This is a genomic window from Streptomyces sp. SID8352 (genome assembly GCF_009862265.1).
Lineage (GTDB): Bacteria > Actinomycetota > Actinomycetes > Streptomycetales > Streptomycetaceae > Streptomyces.
The window spans coordinates 125612-147894 of record NZ_WWGX01000089.1; the positions used below are offsets into that span (position 1 = coordinate 125612).

The 22283-nt window shown below is 74.6% G+C and carries 15 protein-coding genes and 3 pseudogenes; 14 read left to right on the plus strand and 4 right to left on the minus strand.

All coding sequences use genetic code 11. From position 1 onward, the window contains the following. The first annotated feature begins 35 nt into the window (after nt 1–35). From GTY84_RS26875 to GTY84_RS34215, 11 genes are all read left to right on the plus strand, one after another. The gene (locus tag GTY84_RS26875) at nt 36–1757 is read left to right on the plus strand and encodes a helix-turn-helix domain-containing protein (protein WP_161228980.1); all 1722 of its coding nucleotides are present in this window, start codon (nt 36–38) and stop codon (nt 1755–1757) included. A 450-nt stretch (nt 1758–2207) separates the two neighbouring features. Beyond that, nucleotides 2208–3761 (plus strand): adenosylhomocysteinase, encoded by a 1554-nt coding sequence (gene ahcY / locus GTY84_RS26880; protein ID WP_161228981.1) that lies wholly within the window; start codon nt 2208–2210, stop codon nt 3759–3761. A 32-nt stretch (nt 3762–3793) separates the two neighbouring features. Further along, nucleotides 3794–4840: a cupin domain-containing protein gene (locus GTY84_RS26885; RefSeq protein WP_161228982.1), complete on the plus strand. Its 1047-nt coding sequence runs from the start codon at nt 3794–3796 to the stop codon at nt 4838–4840. Between the two features lie 33 nt (nt 4841–4873). Beyond that, on the plus strand, nt 4874–6127 hold the full coding sequence (locus GTY84_RS26890) for an aminotransferase class III-fold pyridoxal phosphate-dependent enzyme (RefSeq protein ID WP_161228983.1): 1254 nt from the start codon (nt 4874–4876) through the stop codon (nt 6125–6127). Next, nucleotides 6124–8337: a hypothetical protein gene (locus tag GTY84_RS26895; RefSeq protein WP_161228984.1), complete on the plus strand. Its 2214-nt coding sequence runs from the start codon at nt 6124–6126 to the stop codon at nt 8335–8337. The genes GTY84_RS26890 and GTY84_RS26895 overlap by 4 nt, the downstream gene beginning before the upstream one ends. A 27-nt stretch (nt 8338–8364) precedes the next feature. Next, nucleotides 8365–9552 (plus strand): pitrilysin family protein, encoded by a 1188-nt coding sequence (locus GTY84_RS26900; RefSeq protein ID WP_161228985.1) that lies wholly within the window; start codon nt 8365–8367, stop codon nt 9550–9552. Further along, the gene (locus GTY84_RS26905; RefSeq protein WP_161228986.1) at nt 9549–10424 is read left to right on the plus strand and encodes a hypothetical protein; all 876 of its coding nucleotides are present in this window, start codon (nt 9549–9551) and stop codon (nt 10422–10424) included. The genes GTY84_RS26900 and GTY84_RS26905 overlap by 4 nt, the downstream gene beginning before the upstream one ends. A gap of 2 nt (nt 10425–10426) precedes the next feature. Then, complete coding sequence (locus GTY84_RS26910; RefSeq protein ID WP_161228987.1) at nt 10427–11488, plus strand: nucleotidyltransferase family protein; 1062 nt, start codon at nt 10427–10429, stop codon at nt 11486–11488. After that, nucleotides 11485–12438, plus strand: a complete 954-nt coding sequence (locus GTY84_RS26915; protein WP_161228988.1) for an ABC transporter ATP-binding protein — start codon at nt 11485–11487, stop codon at nt 12436–12438. The genes GTY84_RS26910 and GTY84_RS26915 overlap by 4 nt, the downstream gene beginning before the upstream one ends. After that, nucleotides 12435–13202 carry an ABC transporter permease gene (locus GTY84_RS26920; protein ID WP_161228989.1) on the plus strand — a complete coding sequence of 256 codons (768 nt, stop codon included), beginning with the start codon at nt 12435–12437 and terminating at the stop codon, nt 13200–13202. The genes GTY84_RS26915 and GTY84_RS26920 overlap by 4 nt, the downstream gene beginning before the upstream one ends. A 6-nt stretch (nt 13203–13208) precedes the next feature. Next, entirely contained in the window at nt 13209–14006 is a 798-nt protein-coding gene (locus GTY84_RS34215; RefSeq protein WP_161228990.1) for an ABC transporter permease, read from the plus strand. A gap of 853 nt (nt 14007–14859) precedes the next feature. Here the strand turns inward: GTY84_RS34215 and GTY84_RS34220 are convergent. Both GTY84_RS34220 and GTY84_RS26940 read right to left on the minus strand, forming a co-directional pair. Beyond that, the gene (locus GTY84_RS34220; RefSeq protein WP_161228991.1) at nt 14860–15357 is read right to left on the minus strand and encodes a GNAT family N-acetyltransferase; all 498 of its coding nucleotides are present in this window, start codon (nt 15355–15357) and stop codon (nt 14860–14862) included. Nucleotides 15358–16402: 1045 nt separating this feature from the next. Further along, nucleotides 16403–19570 carry a BTAD domain-containing putative transcriptional regulator gene (locus tag GTY84_RS26940; RefSeq protein ID WP_345943537.1) on the minus strand — a complete coding sequence of 1056 codons (3168 nt, stop codon included), beginning with the start codon at nt 19568–19570 and terminating at the stop codon, nt 16403–16405. A 194-nt stretch (nt 19571–19764) separates the two neighbouring features. Here GTY84_RS26940 and GTY84_RS26945 point away from each other — a divergent pair, with 194 nt between their 5' ends. The 3 genes and pseudogenes from GTY84_RS26945 to GTY84_RS26955 all read left to right on the plus strand — a co-directional run. Next, nucleotides 19765–20073 carry a transposase gene (locus GTY84_RS26945; protein ID WP_161228993.1) on the plus strand — a complete coding sequence of 103 codons (309 nt, stop codon included), beginning with the start codon at nt 19765–19767 and terminating at the stop codon, nt 20071–20073. Between the two features lie 5 nt (nt 20074–20078). Beyond that, nucleotides 20079–20618 (plus strand): annotated as a pseudogene (locus tag GTY84_RS26950) (IS30 family transposase); the annotation flags it as partial. A gap of 4 nt (nt 20619–20622) precedes the next feature. Further along, nucleotides 20623–20925: pseudogene (locus GTY84_RS26955) on the plus strand (integrase core domain-containing protein); the annotation flags it as partial. A gap of 28 nt (nt 20926–20953) precedes the next feature. Here the strand turns inward: GTY84_RS26955 and GTY84_RS26960 are convergent. Further along, a pseudogene (locus GTY84_RS26960) lies at nt 20954–21408 on the minus strand (transposase); the annotation flags it as partial. Nucleotides 21409–21461: 53 nt separating this feature from the next. Continuing rightward, entirely contained in the window at nt 21462–22235 is a 774-nt protein-coding gene (locus tag GTY84_RS26965; RefSeq protein ID WP_161225643.1) for a transposase, read from the minus strand. Nucleotides 22236–22283: the final 48 nt, after the last annotated feature.

Genomic DNA, 22283 nt, shown 5'->3' on the forward strand with positions numbered 1-22283 from the left:
TCTCCTTCGGCAGGTGGATGACGGGAGGCAACGAGTTGCAGGAACAGTTACCCATCGACGACAGGCCGTCCTTCGGCCGCACGCTCCACGCCTACCGGACCGGCGGGGGGATGTCCTTGCAGGCGCTGGCGGATCTGGTGCACTACAGCAAGGGCCATCTGAGCAAGATCGAGAACGGTGACAAGCTCGCCTCCGCGCAACTGGCCCACAGCTGCGACGACGTCCTCGGCGCCGGTGGCGAGCTGGTGCTCGCGCACCGCAGGGCCGGTCAGGGGAGACCGCGGACGCGCCGTCGGCGACCGGCCCAACTGCCGATGGCTCCTGCCCCGTTCATCGGACGCACGACGCAACTGGCGGCGCTGGACGCCGTCCTGGACCGGTCGCACCAGCGCGGCGGTGAGGCGACGGGCGTCGTGGTGGTGGACGGCATGCCGGGGGTGGGGAAGACCGCGCTGATGCTCCAGTGGGCGCATCGGGTGGCCGACCGGTTCCCCGACGGCATCTTCTTCTACGACCTGCTGCCGCGCGGTGAGCCCGCGGACCCCGCGCAGGTGCTGGCGGCCTTCCTGCAGGCGCTGGGGGTCAGGGCCGACGACCTCCCGGGGGGCACGGCGGATCGGGCGGCGCTCTACCGCACGCTGCTGGCGGGGCGCCGGGTGCTCGTGGTGCTCGACAACGCGGTCGGCGCCGAACAGGTCCGGCCGCAACTGCCGGGAACGCCGGGCAGTCTGGTGCTGGTCGGCAGCCGGGACCGGCTGTCGGGCCTGGTCGCACGGGACGGGGCCACCCGGGTGTCGCTCAGGCCGTTGTCCACCTACGAGTCCTGCGAGTTGCTGCGCCAGGTGACGGGTCACCGGCAGCCGGCCGTGGACCCGGCGACGATGGCCAAGGTCGTGGGGCGCTGCGGGCACCTGCCGCTGGCCCTGCGGATCGCCGCGGAGAGCATGGCGGCGGGCGAGGACGGCCGCGCCCACTGGTCGGCGGACTCCGGGGGGTGGCTCGATCTGCTGTCCGCGGGCGGTGACGAGGTGGCTTCGGTCCGGGCGGCGTTCGAGCGCTCGTACCGGGCCCTGGAGGACGAGGCCGCCCGGGCCTTCCGGCTGCTCGGCACGCATGCCGAGGCCGGGATCTCGCTGGCCGCGGCCACGGTGCTGCTGGACACGGACGAGGCGAGCGCCTGGCGTCGGCTCGACGCCCTCTACCAAGTGCATCTGGTGGAGCAGCCCACTCAGGGGCGCTACCGCGTCCACCGACTGCTGCGGGCTTACGCGGCGGAGCTGGCCGCCGGGGACCGGCAGGCGTGCGACGAGGGTTCGCGCCGGCTGCTGGAGTGGTACCGGCGCACCGCGCAGGAGGCGCTGCGGACGCTCCTGAGCGTGGAACACGGGGAGGCGTCCGGCGCCGCGGCGAAGGCCGGCGCCGGTCCGGGCGGCGCGCCGCCGCCGGAGCACGCCTGGCAGTGGTGCGAGGCGGAGGAGTGGAACCTGCGCCTGGCCGTCGAGCACGCCGACCGCCTCGACATGGGCACCCAGTCGGTCGGTCTCGCGGACGTCACCACGCTCCTGGACCTTCTGCGGCACGGCGAGGGCCGGGCGCCCGGCCGGTTCGACGAGCCGCGCGACGCGGTCCGGGCGAGGCTCCGGCCGGTCCCCGCCGACCGCGACCACCGCAATCACGGCGGCCACGGCGGCCACGGCGGCCACGGCGGCCACGGCGGCCACGGCGGCCACGACAGTCTGGCGTCCGCCGCGGAATGACGTGCGGGAGGCGCGTGCCGCGAACGCGCGGACGTCCGTGACACACGCCCGGCCGGCTCAAGGGCCGGCCCCGAATCCGTCCGGCCGTGGGCTCGGCCCCGTCCCGTGCCCACGCGTGCCGCACCCGCCTCCTCCTGGGCCGGGAGGACCGCCGCGTTTCCCGGGCCTTTCGGATTGACGTCTCCCGTGGCCCCGAGCCTGTCGACCGGCGTCCGGGCGGGCACGGCGTTTCCCGAAGGAGGAAACGGGACAACGGCCCGTCGGACCGGGCGACTTCGGAAACCGCAGCTCTGCCGCCCGCTCCGTTTCCCGGGCGGCGCCGTGACGGCTCCGGGGACCGCCCGTACCGGGGAGATCTCCCTCCCGAGCAGGAAACGGGAAACCCCTTGAGCGGTCCGCTCCGGCCGGACGATGCTCCCACCACGACCACAGACGAAGGGACGGCTCGGCATGACCTCTGTCGCCACCCCGGGCGCGGGGCCGATTCCCGCCCGCGGCCCGCACCCCACCAACGGTGCCCCCGGCCCGCACCCCACCAACGGTGCTCCCGACCCGCACACCACGCACCACGGCCCCGGTACCGAGGGGGACCACCGGGTGCGGAACCTCTCGCTCGCCTCTCAGGGCCGTACCGGCATCCGCCTGGCGGAGCACGAGATGCCGGCCCTGATGGCGCTGCGCGAGCGGTACGCGGGCAGCGCTCCGCTCGCCGGTGCCCGGATCAGCGGCACGCTCCACATGACCGTGCAGACGGCGGTGCTGATCGAGACGCTGGTCGAGCTCGGCGCGCGGGTCCGCTGGGCGGGTTCCGACGTGCTGTCGACCCAGGACGCCGCGGCCGCCGCGGTGGCGGCGGGTCCGGGCGGCGGCCGGCCCGGGGTGCCGGTGTTCGCCTGGAAGGGCCAGAGCGCGGACGAGTTCTGGTGGTGCGTCGACCGCGCGCTGAGCTGGCCGGACGGGGCGGGACCCAACATGCTGCTGGACGACGCGGCGTGCGCCACCCTGCTGCTGCACCGCGGCGTCGAGGCCGAACGGACCGGCACCGTGCCGGTGGCCGCCCCGGACGACGACGAGTCGGAGGCCGGGCTGCTGCGGCTGCTGGCGGCCAGGGGCGTGACCGCGGGCCGCTGGGGCGCCCTGGCGGCGGGCGTGCACGGCGCCACCGAGGAGACCACCACCGGCGCCCATCATGTGCGCAGGCTGGCGGACTCCGGCGCGCTGCTCTTCCCCGTGATCAGTGTCAACGACTCGGTGACGAAGTCCAAGTTCGACAACATCTACGGCTGCCGGCATTCCCTCGTGGACGGGATCAACCGGGCCACCGACGTCCTGATCGGCGGGAAGACCGCGGTGGTCTGCGGATACGGGGACGTCGGAAAGGGCTGCGCCACCGCACTGCGCGGGCAGGGTGCCCGGGTGATCGTCACGGAGATCGATCCGATCTGCGCGTTGCAGGCCGCGATGGACGGCTACCAGGTCGCCGCGCTGGACTCCGTGGTCGGGACGGCCGACATCGTCATCACGACGACGGGCTGCCCCCAGGTGATCACCGCCGAGCACCTGATGCGGATGAAGCACCAGGTCGTGGTCGGCAACATGGGGCACGCGGAGGGCGAGATCGACCTCGTCGGCCTCGCCGGGGTGCCGGGCGTGCGGCGGCACACGGTCAAGCCCCAGGTGGACGAGTGGACCCGGCCGGACGGCCGCTCCCTCATCGTGCTGTCGGAGGGGCGGCTGCTCAACCTGGGCAACGCCACCGGGCATCCCAGTTTCGTCATGTCCAGCTCGTTCGCCAACCAGGTACTGGCCCAACTGGAGCTGTACGGCGGGGAGCGCGGCTACCCGACGGGCCTGCACGCGCTGCCCAAGCGGCTCGACGAGACGGTCGCCCGGCTCCACCTGGACGCGCTGGGCGTCGAGCTGACCACGCTCAGCCCGCCGCAGGCCGCCTATCTCCGGGTGCCGGTGGAGGGTCCCTACAAGCCCGCGACGTACCGCTACTGATGACACGTCACATAGCTTTGTGCGGCTCGCACTTGGAGCACCCCCCTCCGACCCCGCTCCTCCCGGGGCCCACGGCCGGGCGGCGCACCGGTGATCCGGCCGCCCTCCTCTCGCTCGTTCCCGTCCCGGGCGGGGGCTGGACCGGGCCGGTCGGCGGCCACGACCACTACGACGGACGGTCGCTGACCGAGCGTGCCATGGCCTTCCGCACCAGGATGCTGGACGCGGCCCGTCCACACACCGGCTGGCACCGCACCGTGTCCGACACCGTCCTGTTCCGGCATCCGCCGCACGGCGCTGCCGCGTCGCTGCGACTGTGGCTCAGGGACGCGGCGGGCACGGTGTCGGCACGCCCCCTGGGCCTGTTCGCCGGTTCGGACGTGCCGTTCCAGCACACCGTGCCCGGCGGCCACGGGTTCGCCGTCGAACTCACCGCGGGCGAACTCGCCCTCTGGAGCGAGGCGGTGGTGCCGGGGGACGGATTCGCCCGGGCGACGGGGCGGGAGTGGCCCGAGCCGCCCCGGCCCGGGGCGGCGCCGGCCGCCGAGGCCACCGGGGCGCCCTCGGTCCGCGACGCCCCGGGACTGACCGAACACGGGGCGCCCTCGGTCCGCGACGCCCTGGGACTGACCGAACACGTCGAGGGCGGCTACTACCGTCAGTACTACGAGTCCGCGACGCAGGTGCGGACCCCGCGTGGGGCGCGCCCGATGGCCAACACCATCCACTACCTGCTCGACCGGGACTCACCGGTCGGCCGTCTGCACCGCAACACCGCCCACATCACTCACTTCCTGAACTCCGGCGGGCCCCTCCACTACCTGCTGCTCTCCCCCGACGGCGAGCTGCACGAGGTGGTGATGGGCGAGGACCTGGCCGCAGGACAGGTGCCCGTCTTCACCTGCCCGGGCGGCTGGTGGAAGACCAGCCGGCTCGGCGAGGCCGCCGACCACGGCCTGATCAGCGAGATCGTCGCGCCCGGCTTCGACTTCCGGGACCAGGCCATCGCCCGCGCCGAGCGGATCGCCGCGCGGTTCCCCGAGGCGTTCGAGGTGCTGCGCCCCTTCATCAGCGGCTGACCGCCCCGCCCCACCGTCCCCCGAGGAGTCATCGTGAGTACGCCCGAACGGTTCGCCGCCTCCCGTCAGTTGCTGGACCGCGCCCAGCGGGTGATCCCGGGCGGCGTCTGGGGTCACAACAAGTTCCCCGCGGTCATCGACCCGCAGCGGTACCCCTGGTTCGCCGAGCGCGGCGAGGGCGCCCGGCTGCGGGACGTCGACGGCACCTGGTACCTGGACTTCATGTGCGGCTACGGCACCATGGTCAACGGCTACGCCCGGCCGGAGGTCGACGAGGCGGTCGTCGAGCAGGTCCGGCTCGGCGAGTGCCTGAGCCAGGCCACCGCCCGCTCGGTCGAGCTGGCCGAGCTCCTGGTCGACACCGTGGCCGGCGCGGCCTGGGCCGCCTGGGGCAAGAGCGGCTCGGACGCGACCTGGATCGCCCTGCTCACCGCGCGGGCCCACACCGGACGCACCCTGGTGGCCTGCGTGGACGGCGCCTACCACGGCTCGCACGGCTGGTGCGCGTGGTGCAACCCGGGCCCCGGGCGGCAGCCGTCCGACTCCCACGACGTCGTCACCCTGCGGTGGAACGACCTCGACGACCTGGACCGGGTCTTCGCCGAACAGGGCGACCGGCTGGCCGCCGTGGTCATCACCCCGTTCCACCACCCGATCCCCGGCGCGGCCGTGCTGCCCGACCCGGCCTGGCTGCGCGCGCTGCGGACGCACTGCGACCGGGCCGGCACCCTGCTGGTCTCCGACGACGTCCGGGCCGGCTTCCACCTCGACCTGCGGGGCTCGCACACGCACTTCGGCTACCGGCCCGATCTGGTCTGCTTCTCCAAGGCGCTCGCCAACGGCTGGCCGATCGCCGCAGTCACCGGCTCGGAGGCACTGCGTGAGGCGGCCGGCACCGTCTTCGCGGCCGGCACCTTCTGGAACTCGGGCTCGGCGATGGCCGGGGCGATCGCCAACCTGCGGTTGATGCGGCAGGAGGACTCCGTCGGCCGGATGCGGTCCGGCGGCGAGAAGCTGCGCGCCGGACTCCACGCACTCGGCGAACTGCACGGCGTGCCGCTGCGGGTGACCGGGCCGGCGGCCATGCCGCACCTCACGGTGGACGGCGACGAGGAGCACCGGTGGATGCGCGCCTTCGCCGTCCAGCTCGTGGCGGAGGGCTGCTTCGTGCACCCCACGCACAACTGGTTCGTCTCGGCCGCCCACGACGACGGGATCATCGAGGACTTCCTGGACCGCGCGGGGCGCGCCATGGTGCGCGCGCAGGAGGAGCTGGTCGGGCGGTGACCTCGATCACGATCTCGGGCGCACTGGATCACGGGCTGCTGCGGGAGTGGCTGCGCGACCCGGCCGGCGGCCCCGGTGCGGGCGGCACCGTCGCGGTGACCGGCGTGCGCGGGAGGGGCCCGGCCGGGACCGCGGTCCTGTTCGAGGGCACCGGCCCCGACCTGGCGCTGACCGTCCCCGACCCCCCTCCCTGCGACCCGACCTGGTGGACGGCCGCCACCGTGCGCCGACGGCTGCGCCGGGTCCCGGACACGGCGGCCTGCGCCTCCCCCGGACTGGAGTCGGTCCTGCGCACCGGCGGCTGGCGGCACCCCGATGCCAGCGGTGAGCGGCCGGGGGCGGACGGCGTCCTGTTGTTCAAACCGGGCATGGAGGTCACTGCGGCGGCCCTGCGCGAGCTGGGCGACCGGCTCGCCGAGTGCGGCTACCGCGCCGAGCGGGCGCGGATGCTGCCGGGCCGGGAGATCACCGATCTCGGCGCCGCGGCGGCGCACTACCGTCCGCACACCGAGCTGGCGCGGCGCGGAGTGCTCACCGCGGAGGAGCGGATCGCCCTGCTGCGGGTCTACGACCGGCCCGGGTTCCGCGCCCGGTTCGGCGCGCGCCCGCAGGACCTCGACGTGGTGCCCGCCTACCGGCTGCTGGCCGAGGAGCGTGTCACCGCCGGGGAGCTGGAGAAGTGGAGCACCGCCTCGGCGGAACTGCGCGGGCTGGACAGCGGCGCGGTGGACGGCCCCAACGAGATAGGCGACTGCCTGTTCGTCAACGTCTTCCAGGACGCGGCGTCGTCCGGGGGCGAGGCGGTCATCGTGGTGAATCCGCACATGCCCGGTGTGCTGGCCCAGTTGGAGCGGCCCGGGAACAGCGCGGTGGCGGTCCTGGTGTCCGCGGCGGGCGGGCGGCCACTGCCGTGGAAGCGCATGCGGCGGGAGTTCTGCGGCGCCACCGATCCGGCCCGGGCGCTGCCGGGCAGCCTGCGCGGCGACGCCCTGGCCGGACTCTTCCCGCTGCGCGGCACGACGGGGGAACCGGTGCGCCGCACCAACAACGGGGTTCATCTGAGCAACGGCGTCGTCGAGGCGATGCACGACACCCTGACCTGGTTCGGCATCGCCCCGGAACGCACCGCCCCGGGGCGCCGACTGGCGCGGGCGGGCACCGATCCGGCGGCTGTGCTGACCCGTCCGTTCCTGGAGGTGTCCGGCCGACGGCGCGCGGTGGCCACGCTCACCGACGGTCTCGACGCGGAGGACGCGGCGCGGGCGCTGGCGACCGGGCGGCGGTGCGAGGCCGACGACTTCCCCGGCGCCGCCGAGAGCGCCCGGCGCGTCGACCTGGCCTGGGACCTGGCCCAGCCGCTCGGACACGCGCCGGGAGCCCTCGCGGTGCTGGTCACCGGGTCGGTGGGACGGGGCCGTGCCTGTCCCGACTCCGACCTCAACCTGCTGGTGGTGCACGACGCCGGGCCGCAGGCCGGCACCCCGGGCCGACCGCTCTCGGAATGCCGGGTGGTGGACGGTGTGCGGGTGCTCGTCGAGTACGTACCGCTCGACGAGGCCATGTCACTGACCTCCGGCCCGCACCCGTCACCGACCGGGGCGCCGCCCTTCCCCGCGGTGCTGCGGAGGCTCGGCCTGGCCGCGCGGTTCACCGGCCTGCCGCTGCTGGACGACCGGGGCCACGCGCGCCGGCTGGCCGAGCGCGCCGGGCGGCAGTCGGTCCCGTCCGCGCTGCTGGCCGAAAGGCTGGACGAGGTGCTGCGCCTGGTGAGCGGGCCGCACGGAGGCCGGCCGGACCGGGCCGCGGTCCGCTCGGCCGCCTACGAACTGGCCGTGACGGCGCTGGCCGCCCGGCCGCCGCGGTTCCACAAGCCCAAATGGGTCCCCTCGGACCTGCGCACGATCGGCCGCCCGGACCTGTGGGCGGTGCTGTGCGAGGCGTGGCAGGTGGGGCGGCCGAGCCGGGCCGAGGTGACGGCGGCGCTGCGGGTGTCCGCCGCGTCCTCCGCGACCGACCTGGGCGCCCTGGCCGACGCCCGCGCGCTGCTCGCCGCCGGACTGCCCTCGGACGCCCTGTTCTGCGCCCGCTTCGCCGCCCGCGCCGGGCTCCCCCACGGCGATCCGTCCGGTTCGGCGGACGCCTCCCTCCCGGCCCTCGCCGAGCGCCTCGCGCACCTCGCCGAGCAGGAACGCCGCCGCTCGGCGGCCTGACTCCCGTCCCACATCCAAGGAGCCCCGATGACCCCTGCCGACCGGATCCATCTGGTCCACGCGCTCGACGAACGGCTGCGCACCACCAGCATCTGCCTGGCCGTCACCTACGGCGCGCGCCACGACTCCGCAGGCCGCGGCGGGCTGGCCCACATGCTCGAACACCTGCTCCTGTCGGCCCCCGTCGCCGGTGTCGGGCCGCTGGTCCAGCACATCGAGGGTCTGGGCGGCACCGCCAACGCCGAGACCGGTCTGGAGCGCATGCTCTTCCACGCCCAGGTCGCCGCCGAGGACGCGGACCGGGTCGCAGAGCTGCTGCTGCGCGCCGTGCTCGAACCGGCCCTCGACACGGACACGCTGGAGGCGGAGCGCGCGGCGGTGCTCCAGGAACTCGCCGCCGCCGAGGCCGACCCCGCGGACGTCGTCCAGGACGCGTTCCTCGGCGCGGTCTTCGCCGGCCATCCGCTGGGCCGGCCGGTCGGCGGCACCGTGCCGGAGATCGCCGCGCTCGATCTGGACGCGGTGGCCGAGGGCCATCGCGAACGCTTCCTGGCCGTCCCGATGGCGCTGGCCGTGGTCGGCCCGCGGCTGCCACGGGCCCTGGCGGGCCTCTCGGACCGCCCCCGCGTCGTGCCCGCGCCGCCCGCCCCGGTGCCGCTGGGTCCGGTCCGCGCCGAGGAGCCCGCCTGGCCCGACACGTTCGGCTGGGTGGCCGTCGGCGGCCGCTCGCAGGGCCTGGCCGACCCCGAACGCCACCGGTACACCGTGCTGGCCGGTCTGCTCGGCGGCAGCGCCTCCTCGGTGCTGTACCAGGAGCTGCGGGTCGCGGCGGGGCTGGCCTACTCGTTCCAGGCCTGGGACCGCGGCTACACCGAGTCCGGAGCCTGGCGGGTGCTGATGGGGGTGGAGAGCGGTAACGGCCCGAAGGCGGTGGAGATCGTCACCCGGGAGCTGGCCCGGCTGGCAGAGGAGGGCCCGACCGATCGTCATCTGGGGGCGGCACTGCGGAACGCCCGGATGAGCCTGATCCTGGACACCGAGACCCCGCTGGAGCACGCCCGGCTGCTCGCCTCCCGGGCCCTGCTGACGCCCACGCCCTGGACCGTCTCCCGGGAACTGGCCGAGATCGCCGCCGTCTCGGGCGACGACGTGCGCAGGGCCGCCGCCGAGCTGCTGGCCGATCCGGTCACCGTGGTCCGCCCGGAGGCCCGGTGAGCACCGCCGTTCGCGCCGTCGAGCGCTACCTCGCCGAGGCCGCCGACGCCGGACTGGTCGAGCACGCCGACGGCCGTCGCTACGTCGCCGGGGCCTATGTGGACCCGCTGTCGAACGAGCGCCAGCTCCTGGTCGAGTACTGCGACGAGGAACTCCTGGCCGGTCCGGAGTGGCCGGCGCGGCTCGTCGAGCGGGCGAGCGCCCTGGACCCGGCGGTGGCCTCGGTGGTGCTGCGGGTCCCCGGGACCGTCAGGCTGCCCGAGCCCTGGGAGCGCACCCTCAGCTACGTGCTCCACCCGGCCGACCGTACCGGCCCCGGCGACCTCACCGCCCCGGGCCCCGGCCCGGCGGACGTCGGCCCGGAGGTCCCCGGCCTGGCGATCGGGCCCCTCGCCCCCGGCCCCGAGGAGAACCTGGTCACCCGGTGGCTGACCCGGGCCATGGTCGACGGCGGCGCGGACCGCGGTGACGCCGTCGACGCGGACGCCGCCGCCCGGATCGCCCGGGAGTTCCTCGACGCCCCCGACCGCCGCACCTGCGTCGCCCGCCTGGACGGCGCCGCGGTCGGCCACGCCACCCTGCTCTGCGACGTCCGCGACGAGGTGACCCGGCGCCGGGCCGTGGAGCTGGTCGACATCCTGGTCGACCTCCCCGACCCGGTGCGCCGCGGCGCCGTGATCGCCGCGCTCACCCGGGCCGCCCTCGCCCACGCGCACCGGCTGGGACTGCCGCTGCTCGGCCATGTCGTCCATCCCGCGACGCACGTCGCCGCGGGCCGCGGCGAGCGGATCGTGGCCTCGCTGCTGACCCGCGGCTGGAACCTCGACCACGTCTTCTGGCGCCGGTCGCTCACCCACGACGAAGGTGCCTGACCATGGACCTCGCCCTGCTGTACGACGTACTGGACGTGCCCGAGGAGAACGGGCCGGGCCATCTGCTCTTCGCGGCCCGCAAGCAGCACTACACACTCCCGTACCTGGTGCTCTCCGTCCTCGCCCGCGAGGGTTCCCCGATGAGCGAGGCCGCGCGGGGAGAGCTGGCCCGCGCGCAGCGGCGCGCCGACCACTACCGGGCGGTGCTCGCGCGGGTGGCCGCCGAGGTGCCCGTACGGGTCCTGAAGGGACCGCTGCTGGCCGCCTGCTATCCCGAGGGCGTGCTGCGGCCGCAGGGTGACCTGGACCTGGTCACCGCGGACGAACCGGAGCTGTGGCAGGTGGTGCGGCTCCTGCTGGCCGAGCGTCCCGAGCACGTGGGCGTCTCGGTGCTGGGCGCGCCGGAGCGCCATGTGGTGGTGACGCTGAGCCGCCCGGCCGAGGACCCGCTGCTCGATCCCGAGCTGCGCTACGAAGTCGCCACCGCCGCACTGGTCGGCGACCACGGGACCGTGCCCATCCGGGCCGCCATGCCGACCAACGCGCCGACGGCCAATCTGCTGGCCCTGGCCGAGGAGCGCTTCCAGCGCCCCTTCCATCCGCGCGACGCCCTCGACATCCACCGGCTCGGCAGCGGCTCCGTGCCGAGCCTGCCCGGACTGGTGGCCGCCGCGACCGAGTACCACCTGGCTCCCGAGCTGCGCGAGTTGCTGGAGTACGCCGACGGGCTGGTGCCGCTCGGCGTGCTCGCCCCGCTGGCGGAGGCACTCGTGGCGGCGGAGGCGGCGGAACGGGGGCGCCGGGCCGCCGTCCCGGCCGCCGGTCCGCTCCCCCGGGACACCGCCGCCGCCCTGGCGGACGGACGCCCCCTCTACGGACTGCCGCTGCGCCGCGTCGAGGGGCGCGGCGACTGGACGCGCGCCCGCATCCACCGGTTCGGCGGCGAGGCACTGCTGCTCACCCCGGTGGGCGACTACCTGATGGTCACCGGCGAGACGGTGAGCCGGGAGCGGCACGCGGCCGCCCTCGACGAGCTCGGCCGGATCGCGGAGGTCCCGGCGTGAGCGCGGTCCGCACCCGCGCGCTGACCCGGCAGTACGGCGGCGGCCGCAAGGGGACGCCGGTCCACGGGCTGCGCGGGGTGGAGCTGGGCGTCGAGGAGGGCGAGGTCCACGGTCTGCTGGGCCCCAACGGCGCCGGGAAGACGACGCTGTGCCGGATCCTGTCCACCGTCCTGCTGCCCACCTCGGGCAGCGCCGAGGTGATGGGACTGGACGTGGCGCGCGACGCCGACCGGGTCAAGCGGTCCATCGGCATCGTCTTCGGTGGCGAGCGCGGCCTGTACGGCCGGTTGACGGTACGGGAGAACATCCGGTTCTGGGCGGCGCTGTACGGCCTGCACGGTGCCGTACTGCGCCGTCGCTCGGAAGCGCTGCTGGAGCGGATGGGGCTGGCCGAGCGGGCCGGCGACCGGGTCGACGCGCTGTCCCGGGGCATGAAGCAGCGTCTCCACCTGGCCCGCGGGCTGGTCTCCGATCCCCCCGTGCTGATCCTCGACGAACCCACGGTCGGGATGGACCCGGTCGCCGCGCACGACTTCCGCGCCCTGATCGGCGAGCTGCGCCAGGACCGGCGCACCGTGCTGCTCACCACGCACGACATGGCCGAGGCGGCGGCCGTGTGCGACCGGGTCTCGCTCGTCGACCGCGGCCGGGTCATCGCGACCAAGGCACCCGCGGAGGTCGGCGAACTCGTCTCGCGCCACGAGCGGGTGGAGGCGCGCGGGGTGGCGGGCGAGGTCGCGGCCGCCGTCGGCCGGCTGCCCGGGGTCGTCGCCATCCGGCCGCTGGACGGGGAGCGGGTGCGGATCGAGACCGAGGACGCCGCCGCCACCCGCGCGGTGCTGCGGCTGCTGGTCGACGCCGGGATCACCGAACTCGCCACCAGCAGGCCCACCCTGGAGGAGGTCTATCTGCACCTGATGGGCGACCGCGGCATGGCGGTGCGCCCATGAGGCTCTTCCTCACCGCCGTGCGCTGGCAGCTGCTGCTGGCCCGGACCTCACCCGACACGCTCCAGGTCTGCCTGACGGCGCCGCTGCTGACGGTCGTCTTCCTGGCGGTCAGCGAGAGTTCGGGGCGCCCGGACCTGTCGGCCTACGCGGTCGTCGCCCCCACCCTGATGTCACTGTGGCTGCTGTCGCTCTACACCGCCGGTGAGCTGATCGCCGAGGAGCGGGCGCAGGGCACGCTGGAGGGCATGGTGGCCGCTCCGGCCTCTTTCGGGGTGGTGGTGCTCGGGCGGCTGTGCGCGGTCACCGCGGTCGGGCTGGTCGCCTTCGCCGAGTCGTGGCTCACCGCCGGGGTGGTCTTCGGCCGCTGGCTGGCCCTGCCCCATCCGGTGGCCACCCTGGCCTGCCTGCTGGCCACCGGCGCGGCCACGGCCGCCACCGCCTCGATCCTGTCGCCGCTGTTCGTCCTGATGCCCTCGGCACGGATCGTGCAGAACACCCTCAGCTACCCGTTCTACCTGCTGAGCGGTGTGCTGGTGCCGGTCTCCGAGTTCCCCGGCTGGCTGCGGCCGGTGGCGCGGACCGTCTTCCTGTCCTGGTCCTCGGACCTGCTGCGGGACAGTCTGGCCCCGGCGCCGCTGCCGTCCGTCCTGCCGCGGCTCGCCGCGGTCCTGCTCCTCGGCGCGGCCGGCGGGCTCCTCGGCCTGGTGCTGCTGCGCCGGGTCCTCACCACGGTGCGCCGGCTCGGCACCCTCTCCCAGGTCTGAGGTCATATGTTCGTGCGGAATCTGCGGATCGTCGGCCACAGCGCGGCCAACGCCTACGCCGATCTGCGGGCCGTCTACACCTGGAGGACGTGGACGGTCGGCTGGCTGGGCCGGATGCTCGCCCAGGTGACGTTCTTCACCCTGCTGGGCCGTCTGGTCGGCGGCGCGGAAGGCACCACCTATCTGGTGGTCGGCAACGCGCTGATGACATGCGTGATCGAATCCCTGTCCGTGGTGGCCTCCACGAGCTGGGAGCGGGCCGCGGGCACGCTGGGGCTGCTCGCGGCCTCGCGCGCGCCGCTCACCTGGGTCTTCGTCGGCCGCAGCCTGCAGTGGCCGGTCAGCGGCAGCGGAACCTCGCTGGTGGCGCTCTTCGTACTGGGTCCGGCCTTCGGCCTGCGGTGGCAGCCGGGGCAGATCCTGCCCGCCGTGCTCCTGGTCCTGCTGACCGCGCTCAGCGCCTACTTCTTCGGCCTGTTCCTGGCCGCCCTGGTCCTCGGCGCCAGCCGGGTGCGCAACGTCGTGTCCAACGTCGCGTACCTGGTCATGATGGCCGTCTGCGGGGTCCAGGTGCCGGTCGGCTACTGGCCGGGCTGGGTGCGGTGGTTCGCCGACGCCCTGCCGCTCACCCACCTGCTGGCCGCGCTGCGCGCGCTGCTCGACGGGCAGGGCCCGGCCACCGTGGCCGCCCACGCCGGCGTCGGCCTGGCCGTCGGCCTGCTCTGGCTGGCCGCGGCGCACTGCGCCTTCACCGCCCTGACGGCCCGGGGACGGCGGGCGGGGACGATCGAGTTCACGGCCTGATCCCGCCCGCCGACGCGGAGGAGGCCCGGGCGGGGCCGGGGGTCACGGCCGGGGCTGGGAACGCGTCCGAGTGCGGCGTCGATCGCCTCGAACGCCGGCCCGCCCTGCACGACAAGCCCCCGTCCGCCCGGGGCGAGCGTCCTCCTCACGGCCATGACGGGTGACCGCGACCGGCCGGTCGGGGTGCGCCGGTTCCTCCAGCGCCCGTCCCCCCCGGCGCCCCCGTTCCCCCACCGGCGTTCGTTCCCACCGGCGCCCGTCCCGCCCGCTCCCGGCCGCTTCCGCGCAGATCCGGCGGCGGCCCCGGCCAGGGCAGGGCCCTCCGCTCGGCCTTCCTCACCCGTCTCATGACGGTCCGCATCGTGACGACCGGCATCGTGACGGCCCGCCAACCGCGCTGCCGAGTCGTACATCGGCCGGGCCGTGCCCTGCCCGTCCTCCCGGACGGGGGTCCCGGAGGGCGGAACGATGCCCGCGGTACGCCGATCGGTCATCAGCGGGGTGCCCACCGTCGGGTTCCCGAACAGGACCAGGACCGTCGGCGGCAGTCGCCGGCCCACGCGGACCGCGGTCTCCGTGCGGTCGGCGCAGGCGGACACGTGGCACCCGGCCGACGCGACGACGGCACGCACCCGCTCCACCACCGACTCGACCGACCCCGCGGGCACCGTCGTGACCAGGCCGGATTCCTTGTTCACGCGGAGACCCCGGGCACGCGAGGCGGGTCAACCGGCACCTGACCCGCAGGGCGCGTCGACGTCACCGACCGGGTCGCCTGTCCGTCCCGGCGAGCCCGTCCGCCGGGTGGTCCCGCGCGGTTCGCGGGAGGCGCGCAGCCGGGCACGTCGGCCCGTCAGCACTGCCGCTCGTACTCGACCTGGTCCAGCGGGTTCCCGTCGCCGAAGTCATGGGTGCGCGCGGTGCCGCACTCGGTGAATCCGCACTCGGCGTAGAAGCGCCGGGACCGCGGGGTGTCGCGCAGCGTCCACAGGTGCGCCCGGGTGAAGCCGTCGTCGCGCGGATGGCGCAGGGTCCCGGTCATCAGCGCGGCCGAGATGCCGCCGCCCCAGCCGTCGGGGTGAGCGTGGAAGGTGAGGATCTCGGCGAGACCCGGCCGGGTCGAGGACGGCCCGGAGACGGACATCGCCGGCGGACGGCCGTCGTGCTCGGCGAGCAGGATCGTCCCCGCTCCCGGTGCGAGTCCCCCGTGCCACCGTGTGCGTCTGCCGCGCACCGCACGGGCGGCGAACTCGGGAGTGAAGAAGGGGGCGTAGGCCGCTTCCCAGGCCGCGGCGTGGATCTCGCCGAGGATGTCGCCGTCGTCCTGGCCGGCGCGACGCGTAAGGAACACCCCGTCAACGTACTGGACCCACGCGGGACGGGCCCGCGATGGAACCTCCGCCCCGGGCCCGTCCCGCGTGGGTGCGAAGCCGGGCCGTTCGACGTGCCCGCCGAGGGGGCGTCACCGTCCATGGGTGCGGCCGTCACGTGGTGTTGGAGCGGGAGGCCGCGCCATCGTGGGCGGCCGGGGCGCCGGGCCGGCCCGGGGCTGGGGGACGGAGGCGACCGGGCGAAGGATGCCGGGCTGAGGCGGCGGCCAGGGCGAAGGCGGCCGGACTGAGGCCGGCGTGGGGAGGGGCCGGCGTGCGGATGCCGGCGTGCGGAGCCACTCGTCGATCAGGGGGATCAGGGGGCTTCGGCGCCGGGAGGCATGGTCCGGCTCCCCAAAAAGGGCGGGGCGGCCCCCGCAGCCGACTGGCTGAGGTGGCCGCCCTGGTCAGTCGGGGCGTCAGCCCTTCTTGACGACCTTGTCGAGGCGCGGACGCATACCGACGGCGTGGTTGCGGTTCATGTGAATTCCCCTTTCCGGGAAGGTACTTCGTCTCGTCCGGGGCGATCTCCCCGAACACCGAGAACGCTAGACCGCCGCCGATGGACGGGCGTTCTACGCGAGCGGTCCGCGGCCGTGGAGCGATCGTCGAGCGCTTGCAGATCGGGGGCGGGCGGATTGACTGGCAGAGTCACCCGCGCATCCCCGTATCCGGGACGGACGGCCCGACGGAAGGCCCCTCAATGACGCACCGGTCCACGTCCGCCCGCCGCTCGAAGAGCGTGTCGGCGACGCTCTCCCCCCTCGACGCGGCGGCCTCCCGCGACGCGGCGGCCCCCGGAGCGGGGCCCCGGGGCGGCGCCGTCGCCGGGGCGCTCCCCGGCGCGGCGCGGCACGCCCTCGCCGCGGATGCCAGGAGCACCGTCCGGACGGTGGAGAGCACCGGGAACCGGCGCACCCGCCGAAGGCGTCGTGCTGACGGGGCACACGCGCGAGGGGCCCGGACGGCCGCGCGCGCGTGCCGTCCCCGGGACACGTGCCGGCGCCCCCGGGAAGCGGGGCCGTGCTAACGGGGACGGCCGCCGATCCGTTCGAGCAGGTCGGTGACGTCCCGTCGCTCCGGCAGTCCCATGCCGTCGAAGATGTTCAGTGCCTGTTCCAGGTAGACCTGCGCGCCCTCCCCGTCGGACCGGTCGGCCAGGACACGGCCGCAGACCAGCAGGGCCTGGCCCTCGGCCCGTTCGTCGGCCCGCCGACGGGCCAGGGCCACCGCCTCGCGGCCCATCGACTCGGCCGCGGGGAACCGCCCCAGCAGGCGCAGGGCGTCGGCCAGCCGGTAGCGGACGTGCACCTCGCGGCCGTCGTCCCCCGCCCGGTGGCAGACCTCCAGGGCCTCGGTCAGCTGCTCCCCGGCCTCCTCGTGGCGGCCCGCCGCGGCGAGGGCGACCCCGCGCACGTACAGCGCGTACGCGAAGGCGTCGTCGTCCAGCCCGCCCGCGGCCTCCAGGACCTCCTCGGCGGCGGCGAGCGCCCGGGCCGTGTCGCCCAGCCGGACGTGCGCCAGCGCGCGGTTGAGGCTGGTGGCGATCTCTCCCGGGCGGTGGCCCAACCGCCTGGCGAGGCGCAGCGCCTCCTCGTAGTGGGCGACGGCCCCGTCGAAGTCGCCGAGGGTCACCGCGATCAGCCCGAGGTCGTCGAGGGCCTGCCTCAGGACCGGCACGTCGTCCTCCTCTCGGCAGGCCCGCACCGCCAGCCGGGCGTGGTCCCGGGCGGCCGGCAGCCGACCGGCCCGCAGCGCGAAGGAGCAGCTCAGCCATTGGGCCCGGCCGAACGACCGCCGGTCGCCATGGCGCCCGGCGGCCTCGGCGACCCTGAGCGCGGCGGGAGCGAGCTGCTCGTGGCGCAGGTCCCCCACGCACGGTCCGAGCGCCACCAGCAGATCGGTCGCGGCGGGCAGCAGCCGGCGGTACGGTTCCTCGTCGGCGTGATCGGCGCACGTCTGGACCGCCAGTACGGCCGCCTCGAAGTGCTCGGCGGCCCAGGCGCGGGCCGCCTGCGGATCCGTGAACTCCGGGCCGGCCGTGCCGGGCGACGTCAGCGACGCGGCCACGGCGTCGCCCGGTGCCAGCAGGGCGAAGGCGTTGCGGGCGGTGGCGAGCAGATGGTCCAGCAGGCTCTCCCAGGCCCGGTCCGCCTCCTCCGGGTCGTGAGCGCGGGCCCGCGCCCGTCCGAACACGCGCAACAGGTCGTGGATGCGGTACCGGCCGGGCGCCGGGGACTCCATCATGGACACGCTGACCAGGGCCTCCAGCAGGTCCTCGGCGTCGTGGGCATCCGTCCGCAGCACGGCGGCCGCGGCCTGCGGGCCCAGGTCGGCGGCCGTGGCCACCGCGATCAGCCGGAAGGCCCGGGCCTGGACGGGGGGCAGATGCCGGTAGCTGAGGTCGAAGGCCGCCTCGACGGCCAGGTCTCCCGCCTTCAGCTCGCTCACCCGCCGGGCTTCGTCGTGCAGCCGGGCCGTCAGCGCCGCGATGGGCCAGCCCGGCCGGGCCGCCAGGCGGGCGGACACGATCCGGGTGGCCAGGGGAAGCTGTCCGCAGGCGTCGACGAGCGCCTCGACCTCGGAGCGTTCGGCGTCGAGCCGGCCGGGGCCGATGATGCTGCCGACCAGGGTGGCCGCGTCCTCGGGCAGCAGTCGGCCCAGGCCGAGCTGCACCGCGCCCTCCAGGCTGGGCAGTTGGGCGCGGCTGGTGACGAGGACGGCGCACCCGGGCGCGCCGGGCACGAGGGGGCGCACCTGTGCGGCGTCGGCCGCGTTGTCGAGCACGATCAGCACCCGGCGGCCGTCGAGGACGGTGCGCAGCAGCCGGGCACGCGCGTCGACGGTGTCGGGGAGCGGGTGCGGGGGATGGCCGAGCCCGTCGAGGAAGGCGCCCAGCACGATGGCGGGGTCCTCCGGGTCCGGGTCCATGCCGCGCAGGTCGGCGTAGAGCTGGCCGTCGGGGTAGTGTCCGCGCACCAGGTGTGCCACGTGCAGCGCGAGCGAGGTCTTGCCGATGCCGCCCATGCCGGAGACGGCGGCGAGCGGCAGGCTTCGCCGTTCACTGGCCGTCAGTAACGCGCATAATCTGTCCACTTCACCGCTGCGGCCGACGAAGTCCGGTACGGACCGGTGGAGTTGGGCGGGTACGGTGCGGCGCATCGGCCCGGCGGCCGGCGCGGCCGGTCCCCGCTCGGGGACGGGCAGCGGCCCGTCCGACCGTGTGCCGGGCGTGGACGCGGCCGGTACGGAACCGGTGCCGGGGCCGACGCCGATGTCCGCGGGCGTCGCCGGAGAAGTGCCGGCACCGGTGGCGGGGCCCGTGGCGGGCCCGGCGCCGGGAGCGGAGACCGGGACCGGCGCCGGGCCGGCACCGGGCGCGGGGGCGTACGCCCCGGACCCGCCGTCCGCCTCCTCCAGGATCCGGTGGTGCACGGCGGTCAGCTCCCGGCCCGGCTCCATCCCCTGCTCCTCGATCAGGGTGCGGCGGACCCGCCGGAACAGCGCGAGCGCCTCGCTGCGGCGCCCGGTGGCGTGCAGGGCCCGCATCAGCAGCCCGTGCAGCCGCTCGCGCCCCGGGTGCTCTCCCGTGAGCGCGATCAGCTCGGGGACCACCCCGTGGTGGCGGCCCTGCGCCAGCTCCAGGTCGTACTTCTCCTCCAGCAGGACCGTGCGCAGTTCGCCCCAGCGCTCGCGCTGCAGGTCGGCGAACGGCCCCGGCACCCGGGCCAGCGGCTCGCCGCGCCACAGGCCGAGGGCGGTCGCCACGAGGTCGGCGGCCTCGCGGTGCCGGCCGGCCGCGCGCGCGGCAGTGGCCCGATCGGCCAACTCCGCGGCCCGGAGGGCGTCGACGGAGCAGCCGGGGAGGTCGAGCTGGTAGCCGTCGCCCGCCGAAACCAGGATCCGCGGCGCGGCCGGGTCCGGCTCCAGCAGCCTGCGCAGCCGCCAGGCGTAGGTCCGCAGGTTGGCGATGGCCCCGTCCGGCGGGTCGTCACCCCAGACCCCGGTGACGAGATCCCACATGGGCACGCCCAGCCCCGGTCTGAGCACCAACTGCGCGAGCACCGCCTGCTGTTGGGGCGAGCCGGGTTTGATCTCGGCGGCCCCGTCCGCACCGCCGCCCCGGATCCGCAGCGGCCCGAGCACGGCGAACGCCAGTGTCCCCGATTCCCCGCGGTGTGCGATGTGCCGCACGGACATTCCCCCTCATGGCCTCGGTCGTCGGGAGGGAAGATGAAGGCGGGCGGAACCGGGTTCCAGGGGGAGGTGTCACTCCGCGGCCGGGCGTCGAATCCCCGTCGGAGGTCGCGTCGCGCCTGGGCCTTGCCCCTTGATCGTGGACACCTCGTAGACCTGGATCATGGGTGATCCAGGGAGAGGAGTCCCGGGTGGGGACCTACAAATACCCGGCGGAGTTCCGGGCTGACGCGGTGGCGCTGGTGCGCTCGTTGGACCACCCGGTGTCGCAGAGCGCGAAGGAGTTGGGCGTCAACCACGAGACGCTGCGGCAGTGGGTCAAGGCCGCGGATGCCGCGGACGCGGCCGGAGGGCGCGGAGCATCGAGTCCCGCTGCGGCTGCCGATCCGGCGAAGGATGCGGAGATTGCGCGGCTGCGCCGCCAGGTCCGCGAGCTGGAGATGGAGCGCGACATCATGCGCAAGGCCGCGAAGTATTTCGCGACGGAGACGAACTGGTGAGTCGCGACCGCGCGGTTCCCGGACACTGGGAAGGCGATCTGATCATCGGGACCGGCCGCTCCGCGATCGGCACGCTCGTCGAGCGCAGCAGCCGCTCCACACTCCTGGTGCACCTGCCCCGACTCGAAGGCTGGGGCGAGAATCCGCCGGTGAAGAACGGCACCTCGCTCGGGGGCTACGGCGCGACCGCGATGAACGCGGCGCTCATCACGTCGATGGCACAGCTGCGCAAGACCCTGACCTGGGACCGCGGGAAGGAACTCTCCGGCCATGCCCAGTTCGCCCTCGATACCGGGACGAAGGTGTTCTTCGCCGATCCGCACTCGCCCTGGCAACGACCGACGAACGAGAACACCAACGGGCTGCTGCGTCAGTACTTCCCGAAGGGCACCGACCTCTCCCGGTGGTCGTCCGCGGACCTCGAAGCCGTCGCGCTGGCGATCAACAACCGGCCCCGCAAAGTCCTCGGCTGGAAGACCCCGGCGGAGGTGTTCGAGGAACAGCTACGCTCGCTACAACAGCCCGCTGTTGCAACGACCAGTTGAACTCGCCCAGTACACGAGCAGGATCTTCGCCGAAGCCTGCAGGTCAGCAGGGGTTCGGCGAAGCATGAGCGCGGTCGGGTCCAGCGCGGACAACGCACTCGCCGAGTCCTTCAACGCGACCTTCAAACGCGAGACCCGGCAAGGACGAAGGAGCTGGCCGACCGAGCGCGAGGCCCGACTCGACGCCTTCCGATGGCTCCACCACTACAACACCCGACGCCGGCACTCCCGCCTCGGACAACGACCACCGATCGTCTTCGAGAACGCCCTCCACCGCACACCGACTACGCCGGCACAAGCCGCATAGCCGTGTTCAGGATTCGGGGTCAGGGCCCGTCCTTCGGTCGGCTCACCGTTTTGATCGTGAGGTTCAGATGCCTCTTTGCCCAGGTCACGAGCTTGTCGGCGTAGGCCTGGTCGGCCCAGACGATGGTGATCTCGGGGTGCATCAGCCTCAGCCTGTAGAGGACTTCCTTGGCGGCGGCGGAGTTGTGCAGGTCGGCCGGGGTGACCATCACGAACAGCGGCAGGCCGCGGGTGTCGACCACGAGGTGCCGCTTGCGGCCATTGATCCTTTTACCCGCGTCGTAACCTCGACTGTCCTTGCCGACGGTCGAGGCCGCCTTCACCGACTGGGAGTCGGTGATCGTGGCCACGGCCCTCGGTCCTTGCCCATCTCCCGGCGGATCCGCCCGGCGAGGACGTCGCGGATCTGGCCGACGATCCCGGCCGCCGCCCAGCGGGCCGGGAAACCCCAAACTGTCCGCCATGGAGGAAAATCCGCAGGTAGACGGTGTCCCGTAAATGCTCTGGGACATGCTGGCTGACCTGCTTGTTTGCCTGTCATCCGGTGAGGGTGAGGTTGTGTAGGCGGGCGATGCCGAGCATGGCGTGGTGGACGCCGTCGCCCTTGAGGCGGCAGTCGCGGAGGATCTTCCAGCTCTTCATGCGGGCGAAGGTGTGCTCGACGCGGGCGCGGACCTTGCGGTGGGAGGCGTTGTGCTCCTCCTTCCAGGCCGGCAGTTCCTCCTCCTTGTGCCGGCGGTAGTGCGGGATGGTCAGGCCGGTGCCCCGGTAGCCGCCGTCGGCGATCACCGTGGGGGTGGTGCCGACGGCGGCCTTCGCGCCGGAGTCCTGCCAGGCCCGGCAGTCGTTGCGGTTGCCGGGCAGCGGCTTGCCGACGGCGACCACGAGGCGGGTGTCAGCGTCGATGACGACCTGGTGGTTGGTGGAGTAGCGGTAGTTCTTGCTGGAGGCGGCCACGGTCCGATCGCGGGTGGGGACCAGCGTGCCGTCCACGATGAGCACGGTCTCCCTACGGAACCGCCGCCGGGGCTGGAGGGCGAGAGCCGGCCCGAGGTGGGCGACGATCCGGTCGGCCGCCGACTTCGAGACGCCGAACAGCGGGCCAAGTTGACGCAGGGTGAGGTTGGTGCGCCAGTACGCGGCCACCAGCAGCACCCGGTCCTCCAACGGCAGCGACCACGGCCGGCCCTTGCGGACCGGATCGGCCCCCTCACGCCGCAGCGCGGTGATCAGCTTGTTGAACTGCCGCGGGCTCAGCCCGGTGAACGGACCTATCCACGAGGGCTCCGACGCCGTGATCACACCAGCCACGGCGAGATCATCTCACCTCTGACCAGCAGTTACGGGACAACCTCTAGG